This is a genomic window from Pseudomonas sp. LF020 (assembly GCF_053456425.1).
On record NZ_JBRFIX010000005.1, the window covers coordinates 457,657 to 475,267 of the forward strand.

12 protein-coding genes are annotated in these 17,611 nt (G+C 59.9%); 8 read left to right on the plus strand and 4 right to left on the minus strand.

Features of this window, described 5'->3' with window-relative positions:
- Positions 1-682: 682 nt before the first annotated feature.
- Positions 683-1,396 (minus strand): UTRA domain-containing protein, encoded by a 714-nt coding sequence (locus tag ACU680_RS15110; protein WP_400762872.1) that lies wholly within the window; start codon positions 1,394-1,396, stop codon positions 683-685.
- Positions 1,397-1,748: 352 nt separating this feature from the next.
- Between ACU680_RS15110 and ACU680_RS15115 the strand changes: the two genes are divergently transcribed.
- The 6 genes from ACU680_RS15115 to ACU680_RS15140 all read left to right on the plus strand — a co-directional run bounded on the left by ACU680_RS15115 (position 1,749) and on the right by ACU680_RS15140 (position 7,105).
- On the plus strand, positions 1,749-2,816 hold the full coding sequence (locus tag ACU680_RS15115) for an ABC transporter substrate-binding protein (RefSeq protein WP_400762874.1): 1,068 nt from the start codon (positions 1,749-1,751) through the stop codon (positions 2,814-2,816).
- Positions 2,817-2,995: 179 nt separating this feature from the next.
- Positions 2,996-3,802 (plus strand): alkaline phosphatase family protein, encoded by an 807-nt coding sequence (locus ACU680_RS15120; RefSeq protein WP_448179851.1) that lies wholly within the window; start codon positions 2,996-2,998, stop codon positions 3,800-3,802.
- A 5-nt stretch (positions 3,803-3,807) separates the two neighbouring features.
- A complete protein-coding gene (locus tag ACU680_RS15125; RefSeq protein WP_163005303.1) occupies positions 3,808-4,644 on the plus strand; it encodes an ABC transporter permease in 837 nt (278 codons plus the stop codon).
- On the plus strand, positions 4,631-5,431 hold the full coding sequence (locus ACU680_RS15130) for an ABC transporter permease (RefSeq protein WP_007965346.1): 801 nt from the start codon (positions 4,631-4,633) through the stop codon (positions 5,429-5,431). The genes ACU680_RS15125 and ACU680_RS15130 overlap by 14 nt, the downstream gene beginning before the upstream one ends.
- Complete coding sequence (locus ACU680_RS15135; protein ID WP_252144357.1) at positions 5,428-6,417, plus strand: ABC transporter ATP-binding protein; 990 nt, start codon at positions 5,428-5,430, stop codon at positions 6,415-6,417. The genes ACU680_RS15130 and ACU680_RS15135 overlap by 4 nt, the downstream gene beginning before the upstream one ends.
- A 34-nt stretch (positions 6,418-6,451) precedes the next feature.
- On the plus strand, positions 6,452-7,105 hold the full coding sequence (locus tag ACU680_RS15140) for an HAD family hydrolase (RefSeq protein ID WP_115987783.1): 654 nt from the start codon (positions 6,452-6,454) through the stop codon (positions 7,103-7,105).
- A gap of 97 nt (positions 7,106-7,202) precedes the next feature.
- Here ACU680_RS15140 and ACU680_RS15145 read toward each other — a convergent pair whose 3' ends face one another.
- On the minus strand, positions 7,203-8,165 hold the full coding sequence (locus tag ACU680_RS15145; protein WP_448179852.1) for a zinc-binding dehydrogenase: 963 nt from the start codon (positions 8,163-8,165) through the stop codon (positions 7,203-7,205).
- A gap of 138 nt (positions 8,166-8,303) precedes the next feature.
- On the opposite strand from ACU680_RS15145, the gene ACU680_RS15150 reads away from it, so the two are divergent.
- A complete protein-coding gene (locus ACU680_RS15150) occupies positions 8,304-10,388 on the plus strand; it encodes a carboxy terminal-processing peptidase (protein WP_448179853.1) in 2,085 nt (694 codons plus the stop codon).
- Between the two features lie 134 nt (positions 10,389-10,522).
- Positions 10,523-12,313: a bifunctional diguanylate cyclase/phosphodiesterase gene (locus ACU680_RS15155; protein WP_448179854.1), complete on the plus strand. Its 1,791-nt coding sequence runs from the start codon at positions 10,523-10,525 to the stop codon at positions 12,311-12,313.
- A 13-nt stretch (positions 12,314-12,326) separates the two neighbouring features.
- On the opposite strand, the gene ACU680_RS15160 is transcribed toward ACU680_RS15155, so the two are convergent.
- Together ACU680_RS15160 and ACU680_RS15165 are read right to left on the minus strand one after the other, a co-directional pair.
- Positions 12,327-12,746, minus strand: a complete 420-nt coding sequence (locus tag ACU680_RS15160) for a hypothetical protein (RefSeq protein ID WP_448179855.1) — start codon at positions 12,744-12,746, stop codon at positions 12,327-12,329.
- On the minus strand, positions 12,743-17,527 hold the full coding sequence (locus ACU680_RS15165) for an RHS repeat-associated core domain-containing protein (protein WP_448179856.1): 4,785 nt from the start codon (positions 17,525-17,527) through the stop codon (positions 12,743-12,745). Before ACU680_RS15165 ends, ACU680_RS15160 begins: the two co-directional genes overlap by 4 nt.
- Between the last annotated feature and the right edge of the window lie 84 nt (positions 17,528-17,611).

The following is a 17,611-nucleotide window of genomic DNA, read 5'->3' on the forward strand; positions in this document are numbered from 1 at the left end:
AGATTGGGTGCAGGCAGTGAGAGATTGGTCGGCTGTCAGGCCACCATCGCTGGCAAGCCAGCTCCCACAGTTGGATTGAGTGCAGGCAGTTGGAGATTGGTCGGCTGTCAGGCCGCCATCGCGAGCAAGCTCGCTCCCACAGTGGATTGGGTGTGGGCTGTTGGAGATTGGTCGGCTGAGAGGTCACCACCACTGGCAGGCCAGCTCCCACAGTTGGATTGAGTGCAGGAAGTTGGTGATTGGTCGGCTTTCAGGCCGCCATCGCGAGCAGGCTCACTCCTACAGAAAAGCAAAAGCCGACCGCAGGCTCTTCACCACTCAAATGGCCGAGTGTCAGCTCGCCGAAAGCTCTTGATCTTGACTCACCGGCCCGTCGGCAGGCTGAGCGGAGGGATTGATCCGGGGGTGGGAGCGAAGCGACCGTTCGACGAAGTCGAACACATCGAGAGGAGGTGCAGCGAAGCAAACCGGAGGCGATGCGCCCGGATCGATACCGGAGCGAAGGAACCCCGAGCTTTAGCGAGCGGGCCGAACGTCAGGGCACAGACCTTTGGTTCCTTTGGGGCGTTTGCCAAAGGGACTCGCTGTAAGAGCGAAACCGTCAGCGGCAGCACCCGAAGAAACGGATATTCACACAGAACCCAACAGCCTGGTCGGCCCAGAGGCCGCCAAGGCCAAACGCTCAAACAACATCTACACCAACGTGAATCGCATCATGCCGCCAAAACTCCAGATCACAATCAATCAACCGCTCATGCTGATCATAATTGACCCGAGCAATCCGTAACCCCGGACTCCCGACAGACACCCGCAAAGCTGCCGCCGCATCCACCGACAATGACGTCGGCACAATCTCGAACCGCACCCGCCCATAGTGCAAATCGTAATGCCGCGCATACAACTCGGTGATTGACTGATTCAGATCAAACTCGAGAATCCCCGGAAAATACTGCGGATTCAGATAATGCTCGACATACAACACCAGCCGCCCGTCAATCCGCCGCGACCGACAAATCTGAATCACGCTCGACAAAGCAGGCAACTGCAACAATGCACACACCGCCACCGACGCCGGCTGCAACCGCGCCGAAATCACCTCGGTCGACGGCACCCGCCCCTGCGCACTGACCATCGCGTGAAAGTGACTGCGCTGCATCAGGTTGTATGCCAGACGTGGCGGCGAAACGAACCAGCCACGGCGCTCCTCGCGATAAATCTGCCCCTGCGCCTCCAGTTGCAACAACGCCTCGCGCACCGTAATCCGTGTAGTGCCGAACAACTCACTGAGCTTGCGCTCGGCCGGCAACTTGCTCCCGGGCGCGAGCAGACCGTGATCAAGTTGCTCCTGCAGCACCTGACCAATCGCTGTCACCGCTTTTGTTGCCTCATCGCGCATTAACGTTACCTATCTGGACTAGACCAGCACTGTTTCGGGGCAAAAACCGTACGGCCTGCAAGCCGTTTCCATGGGTTGCAAGCCTAGGCAGTGCAGATGACCGAGAGATGACAAACCCGCCCGACGGTCGCTCTCATGACTTGCAATACATCGGCCAAGTCCCTTGTCCGCCGGGGCTTTGACCTTGGTCTACGCTTACCGGGCAAGCGCCGAAACCGGGCCAATAAAAGGCCTGCCGGGCGACCGCCGACATCAAAGTGTCATCCAGCCCCCTTAAATTGGCTCAGGTATTGCTGACCTAGACCAACACAAACCGCAATCGCAGCGTTGAACACGACCAAGGAGCTTCGGAATGAAACAGCTTTTCCTGGCAACACTGTTAGGCTCGACCATTGCAATGTGCACCTCCGCCATGGCGGCGGGTACCGACCTGAAAACCCTCGAAGCCGCTGCGAAAGCGGAAGGCGCCGTCAACAGCGTCGGCATGCCCGATGACTGGGCCAACTGGAAAGGCACCTGGGAAGATCTGGCCAAGACCTATGGCCTGAAACACATCGACACCGACATGAGCTCGGCCCAGGAAATCGCCAAGTTCGCCGCCGAAAAAGACAATGCCACTGCCGACATCGGCGACGTCGGTGCCGCCTTCGGCCCGATCGCGGTCAAGCAAGGCGTGGTGCAACCGTACAAGCCAAGCACCTGGGAGCAAGTCCCGGACTGGGCCAAGGACAAGGACGGCAACTGGGCACTGGCCTACACCGGCACCATCGCCTTCATCGTCAACAAGAAGCTGCTGCACGGCTCCGAAGTCCCAACCAAATGGGCTGATCTCAAGGGCGGCAAATACAAGGTTTCCATTGGTGACGTGAGCACCGCCGCGCAAGCCGCCAACGGCGTACTGGCCGCTGCCCTGGCCAATGGTGGCGACGAGAAGAACATCCAGCCGGCCCTGCTGCTGTTTGCAGACATCGCCAAGCAAGGTCGCCTGTCGATGGCCAACCCGACCATCGCCACCATGGAAAAAGGCGAGATCGAAGTCGGCGTGGTCTGGGACTTCAACGGCCTGAGCTACAAGGCCAAGATGGCCAACCCGGATGACTACGTGGTGCTGATCCCGTCCGATGGCTCGGTGATTTCCGGCTACACCACCATCATCAACAAATACGCGAAAAACCCCAACGCCGCCAAGCTGACCCGCGAATACATCTTCAGCGACGCCGGCCAGACCAACCTCGCTCGCGGCAATGCTCGTCCGATCCGCGCCGATCACCTGCAACTGCCGGAAGACGTGAAAGCCAAGTTGCTGCCGAACGAGCAGTACAAGAAGGTCACGCCGATCAAGGACGCTGACGCCTGGGAAAAAACCTCCAAGGCCCTGCCGCAGAAGTGGAACGAAGAAGTCATCGTAGAGATGAAGTAAGCCTGTAGATCCCACTTTCGGGATTGCCGGAAATCCCTGTGGGAGCGAGCTTGCTCGCGAATGCGGTGTTTCATTCAACATTGATGTTGGCTGACACGACGCCTTCGCGAGCAAGCTCGCTCCCACAAGGACGCCCGAATGAATCTGACACTTCCTGTTTTCGCGGAGTTTTTGCCCCTATGAAGCACAACGTCATCCTTGTCGTGCTCGACGGTCTCAACTACGAGGTCGCGCGTCACGCCATGGGGCATCTGCAGGCTTACGTTGGCGCAGGACGCGCCGCGCTCTATCAGTTGGAGTGCGAGTTGCCGGCCCTGTCCCGACCGCTTTACGAATGCATTCTCACCGGCGTACCGCCGATCGACAGCGGTATCGTCCACAACAACGTTGCGCGCCTGTCCAACCAGCGCAGCATCTATCACTACGCCCGCGACGCCGGCCTGAAAACCGCCGCGGCGGCGTATCACTGGGTCAGCGAGTTGTACAACCGCTCGCCGTTCGTGGTCGCTCGCGACCGGCATACCGACGATCCAGCGCTACCGATCCAGCACGGGCACTTCTACTGGAGTGACCACTACCCGGATTCGCACCTGTTCGCCGACGCGGAAAGCCTGCGCCTGCGCCATGCGCCGAATTTTTTGCTGATCCACCCGATGAACATCGATGACGCCGGGCACAAGCACGGCCTCGACTCCGCGCAATACCGCAACAGCGCGCGCTCGGCGGACATCATCCTCGCCGATTACCTGCAAGGCTGGCTCGACGCCGGTTATCAGGTGCTGGTGACTGCCGATCACGGCATGAACAACGACCGCTCGCACAACGGCCTGCTGCCGGAAGAACGCCAGGTGCCGCTGTTCGTCCTCGGCAACGCCTTCAGCCTCAACGCTGACGCCACACCGAAGCAGACCGAGATCTGCGGCACCGTCTGCGAACTGCTCGGCGTGCCCCACGACAAACCTGTGTGCCGGGAGCTGCTCAAGTGAATGCCATGACGCGCGGCAAATGGCTGGCGGCCCTGTGTCTGGTGCCGTTCGCCCTGTTCTTTATCGTGTTTGAAATCGCCCCGCTGGTCTGGGTGATGATCAACAGCCTGCAGTCGGAAGAGTTCGGCTGGGGCTTTGCCAACTTCAGCAAGATCTTCAGTTCGAAGTTCTATCTGCAGGCGATCCAGTACAGCCTCGAGATCAGTTTCTGGTCGAGCGTATTCGGCATCATCATCGCCGTGCTCGGTGCGTATTCATTGCGCCGGGTCGACTCGAAACTGCGCAACTTCGTGAATGCCTTCGCCAACATGACCAGCAACTTCGCCGGTGTGCCGCTGGCCTTCGCATTCATCATCCTGCTCGGGTTCAACGGCAGCATCACCATCATGCTCAAGCAGGCGGGGATCATTCAGGACTTCAACCTGTATTCGAAAACCGGTCTGATCATCCTCTACACCTATTTCCAGATTCCCCTCGGCGTGCTGCTGCTCTACCCGGCCTTCGACGCCTTGCGTGAAGACTGGCGCGAATCCGCCGCGCTGCTCGGCGCCAACGGCTGGCAATTCTGGCGCCACATTGGCCTGCCGGTACTGACCCCGGCGCTGCTCGGCACCTTCGTGATCCTGCTGGCCAACGCCCTCGGTGCCTACGCGACGGTGTACGCCTTGACCACCGGTAACTTCAACGTGCTGCCGATCCGCATCGCGGCGATGGTTTCCGGGGATATTTCGCTGGATCCGAATCTGGCCAGCGCCCTGGCTGTGGTGCTGGTGGCGTTGATGACCATTGTCACCGTCGTGCATCAACTGCTGTTGAAGAGGAGCTACCATGTCTCGCGCTGAATCCGGCCCGGCCGGTGTCTATCACCGCGTCGTGGTTTATCTGTTGTTCGCGATCCTGCTGCTGCCGCTGGTGGGCACGCTGATCTACTCGATCGCCAGCAGCTGGTCGGCGACCATCCTGCCCAGCGGTTTCACCTTCAAGTGGTACCTCCAGCTGTGGAGCGACCCGCGCTTTCTGCATGCCTTCGGCCAGTCGCTGCTGGTGTGCGTCGGCGCGCTGGTGCTGTCGGTGGTGCTGATCCTGCCGCTGCTGTTCGTGGTGCATTACCACTTCCCGAAACTCGATGCGCTGATGAACATCCTGATCCTGCTGCCCTTCGCGGTGCCGCCAGTGGTGTCGTCGGTCGGGCTGTTGCAACTCTATGGTTCCGGGCCGCTGGCGATGGTCGGCACGCCGTGGATTCTGATCGGTTGCTACTTCACCGTGGCGCTGCCGTTCATGTACCGGGCGATCACCAACAACCTGCAGGCGATCAACCTGCGCGACCTGATGGACGCCGCGCAACTGCTCGGCGCCAGCACCTTTCAGGCGGCGTTTCTGGTGGTGCTGCCAAACCTGCGCAAAGGCCTGATGGTCGCGTTGCTGCTGTCGTTCTCGTTCCTGTTCGGTGAGTTCGTGTTCGCCAACATCCTGGTCGGCACGCGCTACGAAACCCTGCAGGTGTACCTGAACAACATGCGCAACAGCAGCGGCCACTTCACCAGTGCGCTGGTGATCTCGTACTTCTTTTTCGTGCTGGTCCTGACCTGGATCGCCAACATCTTGAACAAGGACAAAAGCGAATGAGCTATGTCAGCGTCCAGAACCTGAAGAAAAACTACGCGGGCACCACGGTGTTCAGCGACATCAACTGCGAGATCAACAAGGGCGAGTTCGTCACCCTGCTCGGCCCGTCCGGTTGCGGCAAGTCCACGCTGCTGCGCTGCATTGCCGGGCTGACGCCGGTGGATGGCGGCAAGATCCTGCTCGATGGCGTCGACATCGTGCCGCTGAGCCCGCAGAAACGCGGGATCGGCATGGTGTTCCAGAGCTACGCGCTGTTCCCCAACATGACCGTCGAACAGAACGTCGCCTTCGGCCTGCGCATGCAAAAGGTCAATGCCGACGACAGCCACAAGCGCGTCGCCGAAGTACTGAAACTGGTCGAGCTCAACGATTTCGCCAGCCGTTATCCGCACCAGCTCTCCGGCGGTCAGTGCCAGCGCGTGGCCCTCGCCCGCTCGCTGGTGACTCGCCCACGCTTACTGCTGCTGGATGAACCGCTGTCGGCGCTGGATGCGCGGATTCGCAAACACCTGCGCGAGCAGATCCGGCAGATCCAGCGCGAACTCGGTCTGACCACGATTTTCGTCACCCACGATCAGGAGGAAGCGCTGACCATGTCCGACCGGATTTTCCTGATGAACCAGGGGAAGATCGTGCAGAGCGGCGATGCCGAAACCCTCTACACCGCGCCGGTGGATCTGTTCGCTGCGGGCTTCATCGGCAACTACAACCTGCTCGACGCCGACAGCGCCTCGAAGCTGCTGCAACGGCCGATCAACCACCGCATCGCGATTCGCCCGGAAGCCATCGAGCTGAGCCTCAATGGCGAACTCGACGCGCAGATCCGCAGCCACAGCCTGCTCGGCAACGTGATCCGCTACCGGGTCGAAGCGCGCGGCGTGGAACTGGTGGTGGACGTGCTCAACCGCTCGGCGGCGGATCTGCATCCCGACGGTCAGCGTCTGGCGCTTTCCATCGATCCGACGGCCCTGTGTGAGGTAGCCTGATGACTTTGCTGACGTTGAAGAGAGAACTGCACTGATGGCCCTGGCAATTTTTGATCTGGACGAAACCCTGATCCACGGCGACTGCGCCACCCTCTGGAGCGAGCAGATGGGGCGCCTGGGCTGGGTCGATCCCGAGTCGTTCATGCGCAAGAACAACGAACTGATGGACGCCTACAGCCATGGCAAATTGCGCATGGAAGAATTCATGGCGTTCAGCCTGGAGCCGATGATCGGCCGTACCCCGGAAGAGGTCGAGCATCTGGTCGGCCCGTGGGTCGAAGACTTCATCGAACCGATCATCTTCAGCGACGCGACCAAAACCATCGCCGCCCACCGCAAGGCCGGTGACCGGATTCTGGTGATCTCGGCTTCCGGCACGCACCTGGTCAAACCGATCGCCGAGCGCCTGGGCATCGACGAAATTCTCGGCATCGAACTGGAAGTCGCGCACGGTGTTTACACGGGCCAGACCGTCGGCACGCTGACCTACCGCGAAGGCAAGATCACTCGCTTGCTGGAATGGCTGGATGCCGAAGAAGAGAATCTGGAAGGCGCGAGCTTCTATTCCGACTCACGCAATGACTTGCCGTTGCTGCTGAAGGTGGATTTCCCGCACGTGGTGAATCCGGATCCGGTACTGCTGGAGCACGCCGAAAAAGCCGGCTGGCCGATCCATCTCTGGAAGTAAAAACAAAGATCGCAGCCTGCGGCAGCTCCTACAGGGTGTACACCCTCCCACTGTAGGAGCTGCCGCAGGCTGCGATCTTTTGATCTTGCCCTTCCAATCAGCTCAGGCTGTCGTCAATCACCAATACCACCTTCCCCGCCACCGTATTGCTCGCCAGCTCGGCAAACGCCGCTTCGGCATCCTTCACCGCAAAGGTTTTCGCCAGTTGCGGGCTCAACCGTCCTTCGGCAAACAGCGGCCACACATGCTGTCCCAGGTCACTGAGCAGGTCGGCCTTGAACTGATCGTCGCGACTGCGCAACGTCGAGCCGAGCAACTGCACGCGCTTGCCCAGCACCTGCGCCAGGTCCAGTTTCGCCTCACGCCCGCCCATCAGGCCGATCAGTACCCAGCGTCCGTCCAGCGCCGTCAGCTTGAGGTTGAGCGCCGCATAATTGCCGCCCACCGGATCAAGAATCACGTCAAACGGCCCGAAGTCGCGCAGGCTCTCCAGATCATCGCTGCGTATCACGCCGCCCTGGGCGCCCAGTGCCTCACAGTAGGCCAAGCGCTCGGCCGAACCAACGCTGACCCAAGAGGGATTGCCGAACGCCTTGCACAGCTGAATGGCGGCTGAACCAATTCCACTGGCACCGGCGTGCAGGAGAACCTTTTCGCCGGGTTTCAGCGCCGCCAGTTGAAACACGTTCAGCCAGACCGTTGCATAAACCTCGGGTAATGCCGCGGCCTCGATCAACGAAACGCCCTCGGGCACCGGCAGCACGTGCCGTCCGTCGACGACCACTTCTTCAGCCATCCCGCCCCCGGCCAACAAGGCGCAGACGCGGTCGCCGACCTGCCAGGACGAACCGGCGCCGACCTCGCTGATCACCCCGGAACACTCAAGACCGAGCACCTGACTGGCACCGGGCGGTGGTGGATAAAGCCCGGCTTTCTGTAATAAATCGGCGCGATTCAGGCCCGCCGCCGCCACGCGAATGCGCACTTGTCCTGCATCACATGCCGGACTCGGCTCTTCAAGCCATGCCACTTGACCTTCAACGCCTTGCAATGCCTTCACAGTGCCTCCATAGTGAGTCTGGACTGAGCCCGAAGCTGTAGCGCCGGGCTTTTTGCATTATGCGACCGGCTCTCGTAGAACCGGCGACTTCAAAGACGGCCTAATATGCGTTATCAATTGTCCCCGCGTCGAATCAGCATGAAGCATTTGCTCCCCAGCACCGCCCTCGCTCTTTTCATCGGTATCGGCCTGTTGCCGATGTCGGGCAAAACATTCGCAGCCAACAGCTGGGACAACTTGCAGCCTGACCGCGACGAAGTGATCGCCAGTCTCAACGTCGTCGAGTTGCTCAAGCGTCACCACTACAGCAAGCCGCCGCTCGACGATGCGCGCTCGGTGATCATCTACGACAGCTACATCAAGCTGCTGGACCCGTCGCGCAGCTACTTCATGGCCAGCGACATCGCCGAATTCGACAAGTGGAAGTCCCAGTTCGACGACTTCCTCAAAAGCGGCGACCTCAACGCCGGGTTCACCATCTACAAGCGCTATCTGGACCGCGTCAAGGCGCGTCTGGACTTCGCCATTGCGGAGCTGAACAAGGGCGTCGACAAGATGGACTTCACTACCAAGGAGACCCTGCTGATCGATCGCAAGGACGCCCCTTGGCTCAAATCCACCGCTGAACTCGACGACTTGTGGCGCAAACGCGTCAAGGACGAAGTGCTGCGGCAGAAGATTGCCGGCAAGGATTCCAAGCAGATCCAGGAAACCCTGACCAAGCGCTACAAGAACCAGCTGGCGCGTCTGGACCAGACCCGCGCGGAAGACATCTTCCAGGCGTACATCAACACCTTCGCCATGTCCTACGACCCGCACACCAACTATCTGTCGCCGGATAACGCGGAGAACTTCGACATCAACATGAGCCTGTCCCTCGAGGGCATCGGCGCCGTGTTGCAGAGCGACAACGATCAAGTGAAAGTCGTGCGTCTGGTGCCGGCAGGTCCGGCCGACAAGACCAAGCAGGTCGCACCGGCCGACAAGATCATCGGCGTTGCCCAGGGCAACAAAGAGATGGTCGATGTGGTGGGCTGGCGCCTCGACGAAGTGGTCAAGCTGATCCGCGGCCCGAAAGGCACCGTGGTGCGCCTGGAAGTGATTCCGGCCAGTAATGCGCCGAATGACCAGACCAGCAAGATCGTGCCGATCACCCGTGAAGCAGTGAAGCTTGAAGACCAGGCGGTGAAAAAATCCGTGCTGAACCTGAAACAGGACGGCAAGGACTACAAGCTCGGCATCATCGAGATCCCGGCCTTCTACCTCGACTTCAAGGCGTTCCGTGCCGGTGATCCGGACTACAAGAGCACCACCCGTGACGTCAAGAAACTGCTGACCGAACTGCAGAAAGAGAAAGTCGACGGCGTGGTCATCGACCTGCGCAACAACGGCGGCGGGTCCCTGCAGGAAGCCACCGAGCTGACCAGCCTGTTCATCGACAAGGGCCCGACCGTCCTCGTGCGTAACGCCGATGGCCGCGTCGACGTGCTTGAAGATGAAAACCCGGGCGCGTTCTACAAAGGCCCGATGGCCCTGCTGGTCAACCGCCTGTCCGCCTCGGCTTCGGAGATTTTCGCCGGCGCCATGCAGGACTACCATCGCGCATTGATCATCGGTGGCCAGACCTTTGGCAAAGGCACCGTGCAGACCATTCAGCCGCTGAACCATGGCGAGCTGAAACTGACCCTGGCCAAGTTCTACCGGGTTTCCGGGCAGAGCACCCAGCATCAGGGCGTACTGCCGGACATCGACTACCCGTCAATCATCGACACCAAGGAAATCGGCGAGAGCGCCCTGCCGGAAGCCATGCCGTGGGACACCATCAAGGCGGCGATCAAGCCTGCGGTCGATCCGTTCAAACCGTACCTGGCGCAGCTCAAATCCGAGCATGACGCACGCAGCTCCAAGGATGCCGAGTTCGTGTTCATCCGCGACAAGCTGGCCCTGGCGCAGAAGCTGATGGAAGAGAAAACCGTCAGCCTCAACGAAGCCGAACGCCGTGCCCAGCACGCGGACATCGATGCCAAGCAACTGGCGATGGAAAACATCCGTCGCAAAGCCAAAGGCGAAGAGCCGCTCAAAGAGCTGAAGAAAGAAGACGACGACGCACTTGCGGCGGCCGAGCCGGACAAGGTCAAACCAGAGGACGACGCCTACCTGAGCGAGACCGGGCGCGTCCTGCTGGATTACCTGAAGCTGAGCAATCAGGTGGCCAAGAAGTAAGATGATGGCAATTTAGTGCTGACGCTCCCCGGATCGTCATCAAACAGTCATCATTCTGTCGTGCAATAAAGGACTGGGAGCGGCTCTCTTCATCGAGAACGCTCCCAGTCCTTTTTTTATCGCCAGAGATTGCCATGACCACGACCGAACAGCTGAGTGCCTTGAGCTCGATCCTGACTCAAAGCGGTTTGCACAGTCTGTTCCAGCCGATCATCTGTCTCTCCGAGCGTCGCATTCTCGGCTACGAAGCCCTCACCCGCGGCCCGTCCAACAGCCCTCTGCACTCGCCTATCGCGTTGTTCGCCGTGGCGCGTCAAGCCGGCCGCTTGAGTGAACTGGAAATTGCCTGCCGCCAGTCTGCCTGCCGTCGTTTCAACGAACAGCAACTGCCGGGCAAGCTGTTTCTCAACGTATCCCCGGAGTCCCTGCTCGAAGCCGCGCACCAACCGGGACGGACTCTGCAACTGTTGCAGGACTTCGGCATTCCACCCAGCCAGGTGGTGATCGAACTCACCGAACAGACGCCGATCGACGATTTCCAGTTGCTGCAGACCGCGCTGCATCACTACCGCGCGATGGGCTTTTCGATTGCGCTGGATGACTTGGGTGCCGGTTATTCGAGCTTGCGTCTGTGGTCGGAGCTGCGCCCGGATTACGTGAAGATCGACCGGCACTTCATCGACGGCATTCATCAGGATGCGCTGAAACGCGAGTTCGTCGGCTCGATCCTGCAAATCGCCAAGGCCTCGCGGGCGCAGGTGATTGCCGAGGGCATAGAGTTGCCGGAAGAACTGGCGGTGCTGACCGAGATGGGCGTCGATCTGGTGCAGGGTTACCTGCTCGGCCGTCCTCAGGAACATCCACCCCGCGATGCGCGGGCCCTGATGCCGAAACACGACAGCAGCACCGTGGCGTTGAACGACGAAGGCAGCGACCTCAGCGCCCTGCTCAACGAGCAACCCGCGGTGCATCGCGACACACCGACCGCCACGGTGTTGGAGGCCTTCCGCCGCCAAGCCAATCTGAACTCACTGGCGGTGCTCGACGAACAGGGCCAGCCGTGCGGCATCGTCCATCGCCATTCGTTGTCCGACGCGCTGCTCAAACCGTTCGCCACCGACCTGTTCGCACGCAAACCGATCAGCCGCCTGATGAACGACGACTTCCTCGCCGTGGAAATGAGCCAGTCGCTGCAACAGGTCAGCCGCCTGATCACCAGTCGCGCCCGGCAGCGCATCGAAGAAGATTTCATCATCACCCTCAACGGCGGTTATCTCGGCCTCGGTCGGGTGATCGATGTACTCAAACTGATCACCGAACTGAAAATCCAGCAGGCGCGCTACGCCAACCCGCTGACCCTGCTGCCCGGCAACGTGCCGATCCAGCAATGCCTGACCCGCCTGCTGCAACAGGGCCGCGAATCGATCATCTGCTACGTCGACATCGACAGCTTCAAACCCTTCAACGACATCTACGGCTACGGCCGTGGTGACGAAGTTCTGCTGTGCCTGGCGCAATGCCTGAACGAACGCGTCGACCCATCCCGCGACTTCGTCGGCCACATCGGCGGCGACGACTTCCTCCTCGTCCTCGGCCCGGAGGACTGGCGCAAACGCCTCAATCAACTGCTCGACGACTTCCAGAGCCAATGCCGGCGCTTCTATCGCCCTGAGCATCTTGAAGCTGGCTGCTTCATTGCCCCGAATCGGCAAGGCATTCGTCAAGAGTTTCCGCTGCTGTCGCTATCGATTGGCGTGGTCCACCTGCACCCCGAAGCCTGCGCACAACTGGACGCCAATCAACTTGCGGAAATGGCTTCGCAGGCGAAGCATCATGCTAAGAATGTTCCGGGGTATAGCGTGCATCTGATTGATAGTCTCGCCTCTGCCGATCTACATCGATTGCAACTTAGCGTACAACGTTGACTTGATTTTTAGTTTACCAAGCCGATTTATCTTCACTTGCAGCCATCAACAGATCCTCTTTCCAGATTTCTGTCGCTAGCTGATAGACATCTTGAAAAAACCCACGTGGACTTTCTAATGAATACCATTCCTCACGCGGCCAACTGTTTGTCTCGCATTCATCTATTTCAAATATAGCTTGAAAATCGAAGTTTGGATCCTTAAGCACCGCCTCTAGATTTTCAATGAGAACCAATTTATGCCTATGTGATAGATAAGGCTGATTCAAGCAATACTTTTTTATTAGCATACTTCTATCAGCTTGATCATTCGGATCATAAGCCTCGAGTTCTACACCCTTGGTCTCCTCTCTATCATAAACATCAAATATCCCAACAAACCACATTAAGTCAGGTTCGAAGCGTTCATTTAAAAATGGGTCTTTCAGCATCATTTTCCCTCCGCGGGGAAGCCCGTAAAAGGCTCCTGCGTATTCACTTTGTCGAATTTAAACTCAAACCAATTCATATCCTCATTAAGCCCCGGATTTTGTGAATCTTTTTTATTGGGTCTGTAACCGCGCCCAGCTCCAGGCAGTTCCAACCTAACTATTGGATTTTTCTTCTGATCCTTTCCTGTATGCCGAATCAAACCGTTTTTATCCTTCGTCATCGCTTTATTCAAGGCACCCAAATGCATGCGCCAGCTATGAAACTGAGAGCTTGGATTACCTTTGGCACCTTTCGGGACCTCACCGGTATGAGGATCCGCTCCATTGATCGCTCGCTGTTTGAGAGCTGGATCAGAAATTTCCGAACTATGTTTTTTCACAGTGTGCATGTCATAAATTTTTTCATACTCACTAACACGCCGCTTTGCATTTTCCTCGGCTAGTTCATCAACCCTCGCCCTCCGCTCTTGCGCCGTCATCTTCGGCAGCGCTGGCTCACCCTCATCAACCTTAGCGCCATTTACATCACCCGGCACCGTACAACCCGGTTTCTTCGGCGGCGGACAATTGGAGCTCAACCCCAACGGATCCACCCACCCCGTCGGATTCGGCACGTACTGGTACTGATTCAACCCACCCGCCAACTTGATGGGATCCGGCGTCAGATACCGCCCCAGCCGCGGGTCGTAATACCGATGCCGGTTGTAATGCAGCCCGCTTTCCGCATCGAAATACTGCCCCTGAAAGCGCAGCGGCTGGTCCAGGTAGTCCTCGCCGGCCAGAGTGATCGCCGCGACCTTGCCGTAGGCGTCGTATTGCGCCGACCAGACGATTTCGCCGCTGTAATCGGTGAGTTCCTGCGGGGTTCCGAGGTGGTCGAGTTGGTAGTAGAACGGGCAGGCGCGTTTCGGGCCTTTGCCGTCGAGCAGCGCCAGGGGACGGAAAGTGCCGGGTTCGTAGACGTAGCTGCGGTGGCGGGTTTTGCTGCTTTCGGCGACGAGGTGGTCGCCTTGCCAGAAAAATTCGGTGGTCTGGCCGTCGACGGTTTTGCGGATGCGTCGGCCGAAGGCGTCGTATTGGTAGGACGCGGTTTGGCCGTCGGGGCGGGTCAGGCCGATCAGGCGGTGCTGGCAGTCGTAGCGGTATTCGGTGATCAGAAGTTGATCGCGGCCACGACGTTCTCGGATCAGGTTGCCGAAGGCGTCGTAGTCGTAATGGCGGTCGCCCTGCATCAGCAGGCGGTTGCCCTTGATCCGCGTGGGGCCGGGGCGGTCCTGCATCAGCAGGTTGCCGGCCGGATCGTGGGCGAAGGATTCCGGCAGTTCGTCGCGCGAGTGACGGACGCGGATCAAGCGGTCGAGGGCGTCATAGCCATAGGTGCGCTGGCCGTGGCGGCTGTCGGCAATGTGCTCAAGATTGCCGTTGGCGCTGTAGGCATAATCGCGGCGATACAGCGAGTCGTGCTGATGGCCTACAGCGTGGGCCAACAAACGGCCCTGATCATCGTAGGCATAGTCGCTGCGCAGCAGGCCCTGTTGCCGTTGTTGTTCGCGACCGGATTGGTAGACGTGGCTGCTCAGCCGCGTGCCATTAAGATCGATGGCGGTCAGCGCGCCGCCCTTGGCGTAGTGGAAATCGAGCTTGCTGTTGTCCGGCAGACGCTGGCGTTTGAGCTGGCCGCAGGCGTCATAGGCATAACGCAGGGTGCCCCAGCCCTGGTGCTCGGTGATCAGCCGATCCTGCCGGTCGTATTCAAAGGCCAGCGGATGTTGCTGGCCGTCATCGACCCCGGTCAAACGGCCCAGGCGGTCGTAGCGGTAAGCCACCTGCACCCCGTCGGGCAGGGTCTTGAGCAGCAGACGCCCGGCCGCATCACGCGCGTAGGCGGTGACCAGCGTCGAGCCGTCATCGCCGAACTCGGTCTTCTCCAGCAGGTGCCCGTTGCGGTCGTAGGCGTAGGCGGTGCGCCGGCCGTCGAAGCCGGTTTCCTGTCGGATCAATCCGCTCGGCGTGTAGTCCAGGTGATATTTTTCCCCGGACTCGTTCTCGATTTCCGTGAGCAACAACTGCGCATGGTCGTAGCGATACTGCACCCGCGTGCCATCGGGATTGATCTTGCGCGAGACCAGATGCAGGTCGTCGTCATACTCGTAGCGGGTGATGTGCCCGAGTTCGTCGCGCTCGGCAGTGACCTGGCCGTAGGCGCCGTAGCTATAAGCGCGGGTAGCCCCCGTAGGAAAGGTCGTCTGTACCAGTCGGCCAACGGCGTCCCACTGCTGGCGAGTGATCGCACCGTGTTCGTCGCAAGTGGTCGTCCGTCGCCCCAGCGCATCGTAGGAAAAGCGCCGCACACCACCGTCGGGCAGGGTTTCCTCGGTCAGTTGGCCGAGGTCATTCCACAACAACTTGTGCCGGCTGCTGTCCGGATAGCGGATCGACAGCAACTGCCCGCGCGTGTCGTAGTAGTAATGGGTAACTTGACCATCGGGATCCACGGCCTCGGTGACATCGCCCTCGGCGTTGCGCCGAAACGTCCACACCGCCTCGCCGCGAGAACGGCTGTGCAGGAAACCGTTGCGATACTCGTAGGACGTTGGCTCATCGTCCGGCGGAAGCAGCGCAATCAGCCGTCCGACGTCGTCGTAGCGATACTCGGTGACCGCGCCCAGCGGATCCTGCTCGGCGATCAGTCGACCCTGATCGTCATAAGCCTTGAGGTGCTCACCGCCATCGGCCTCGACCTTGCGCACCAGCCGTGCGCTGTCATCGTGGACGTAGGTTTCTTCGGTGCCATCGACGTAATGCACCGTGACACGACCGTCGTCGTCCCAGACATACCGCGTGTTCATCTGCGCGAACGAGGCCCAATGGCGCACGCAACGCGCCGACTTGCCCGAGCGTTCCCATTCCCAGAAAAAGCTCGCGCCGCCGGTCAGTTGCCGCTGCAGGATGACGTGCTGATCGTCGTAGTCGTAACGCTCGCTGTCACCGACCGCGTTGGTCGCAGCCAACAACCGCTGACGGGCGTCGTAGCAATAACTGACCAGCGTTTGCTCGGTGCGCCAGCCATCAGCCTCAAGCACCTGGTAATCAACCGCGGCCAGATGCGCCCGGTCATAGCGCAACAACAACGACCGCCCGGCCCCGTTATCCAGGCGCTGCACACGCTCGGAAAAATCGCGATGCACCGTCAGCCGATTGCCATACGCATCACTGATTGCCACCAACCGCCCGGCGCGAAAGTGATAAAACCGCGCCACATCCCCCGCCAGCGCGAGAATCAGTTCTTCCGGTTCATCCCCGAGAAAAATCGCCGCCCGCGACAGGCTGTTGTGAATCGCCGGCCGCTCAACACCGGGCAACGGAAACCGCGTGCGGCGGTTCTCGTGATCGACCCAGACCACCGCATCGCCATCGAACTCCAGCCGATGCGCCAGTGAATGGCTCCAGCCAAACCCCAGCCCGACATCGATCTCCACCGCGCTGGTGCGGTACAAGCGGGTGAACTCGAACGGCAACAAGCCATCGAGCGTGCCGTCGGTCAGGGTCAGCAGTTCTTCGCCAGTGACCATCGACACCGGACAGCCGTTGGTACAGGTCAGCGGCGCGCAATCGGCGCTGTCACCGTTGGGGTTTTTCGCTTGATCGGGGGCGTTATCGTGATGCTCGTTTTTCTTCAGAGCGGCATTGCGTTTCGCATCCCAGCGCAGTTGCATGCGGCCCTTTTTCACTCCGGCGGCAATGCCCCGCGCGGCGACAGTTTTGTACTGGTCGACGTAATGGATGAACGTGTTGACGATGCCGAAAATCGACTTGACCAGGCGCTTCACAACCGAAAGAATCTGGGCGGCGCGATCCGCCAGGCGTAGCGTCAGATAAGCGATCCCGGCGCCGGCCCCGACGAATGTCAACACAACGCCGATCAGCACATCGATCAGCACCTGCACGATCATCATCGACGCCGTTTCTGCGGTTTTGCCGGCGATCTGGCTGGGTGGCAGCATCTCCAGCCAGAGACTCGCACTGCGCAGCAGCAAACACAGCGCCGCTTCATCGCTGACCAGCAGCTGCAATTTCTGCATCACATCCGGAGCGGTTTTCGCCAGCTCGATCAGATCCTCCGCACCACGCCCCAATCGCTCAGCAAACTTGCCGGGGTCCTGCAGAATCTCCGACAGCATGCCGATGCTGTCCCACACCCCCTCAATCGCCGCCCAACTCCCGGCGAGCATGCCGTTACCCGCCGCCGTCGCCACCGACTGCGACCACTGCGGCTTGAACTCCTGCCATTCGCTGCGCAGCCAGCCATCCAGCTCGCCAGTCAAGCCGTCGTAGGACTGGAACAGCGCCTCGATCTGCTCCGGGGTAACGTCGCTGTGCACCTGCACGCGATAGAACTTGCCTGGCGTACCGGTGAATGTTCCCCGGCCTTGCGCATCAAGTGCGACGGGGGAGATTTGGCCATCACCCACCGCCACCACATCCACCACGATGCCGCCCAGCGGAATGTCGTACACCGACTCGAATTTGCTCTCGATCGCCAGCACCCCGCTTTCCGGGCACTGCACGACGCTGGAGGAAAACTCACTGTCGCCCGTGCTGACCGCGGTGAGGCGATCGCCGAAGCGGATGACCCGCTCCATGCCCATCAGCGACGGCAGATCCGCCGCGTGGCTGACCTGGTCGGCCGCCTTGCTGAACCAATGTTCAAGCTGCTGGCGATAGAGGTTGAGGGTGTCAGGGAAGCTGTCGAGTTCCTGCTCGATACGGCTGACGGCTTCCATCAGCGCACGCGACGATGCGGGGTGGAATGAAAAACCGGGTCAAACATGAGCGTTCCCTCGCGCAAAAATTAGGCGCGGGGACTT

Bases quoted from the DNA above. Each gene is read 5' to 3' on its own strand.
- ACU680_RS15110 (WP_400762872.1), bottom strand. From the start codon at position 1,396: ATGCGCGATGAGGCAACAAAAGCGGTGACAGCGATTGGTCAGGTGCTG.
- ACU680_RS15115 (WP_400762874.1), top strand. From the start codon at position 1,749: ATGAAACAGCTTTTCCTGGCAACACTGTTAGGCTCGACCATTGCAATG.
- ACU680_RS15120 (WP_448179851.1), top strand. From the start codon at position 2,996: ATGAAGCACAACGTCATCCTTGTCGTGCTCGACGGTCTCAACTACGAG.
- ACU680_RS15125 (WP_163005303.1), top strand. From the start codon at position 3,808: ATGACGCGCGGCAAATGGCTGGCGGCCCTGTGTCTGGTGCCGTTCGCC.
- ACU680_RS15130 (WP_007965346.1), top strand. From the start codon at position 4,631: ATGTCTCGCGCTGAATCCGGCCCGGCCGGTGTCTATCACCGCGTCGTG.
- ACU680_RS15135 (WP_252144357.1), top strand. From the start codon at position 5,428: ATGAGCTATGTCAGCGTCCAGAACCTGAAGAAAAACTACGCGGGCACC.
- ACU680_RS15140 (WP_115987783.1), top strand. From the start codon at position 6,452: ATGGCCCTGGCAATTTTTGATCTGGACGAAACCCTGATCCACGGCGAC.
- ACU680_RS15150 (WP_448179853.1), top strand. From the start codon at position 8,304: ATGAAGCATTTGCTCCCCAGCACCGCCCTCGCTCTTTTCATCGGTATC.
- ACU680_RS15155 (WP_448179854.1), top strand. From the start codon at position 10,523: ATGACCACGACCGAACAGCTGAGTGCCTTGAGCTCGATCCTGACTCAA.
- ACU680_RS15160 (WP_448179855.1), bottom strand. From the start codon at position 12,746: ATGATGCTGAAAGACCCATTTTTAAATGAACGCTTCGAACCTGACTTA.
- ACU680_RS15165 (WP_448179856.1), bottom strand. From the start codon at position 17,527: ATGGAAGCCGTCAGCCGTATCGAGCAGGAACTCGACAGCTTCCCTGAC.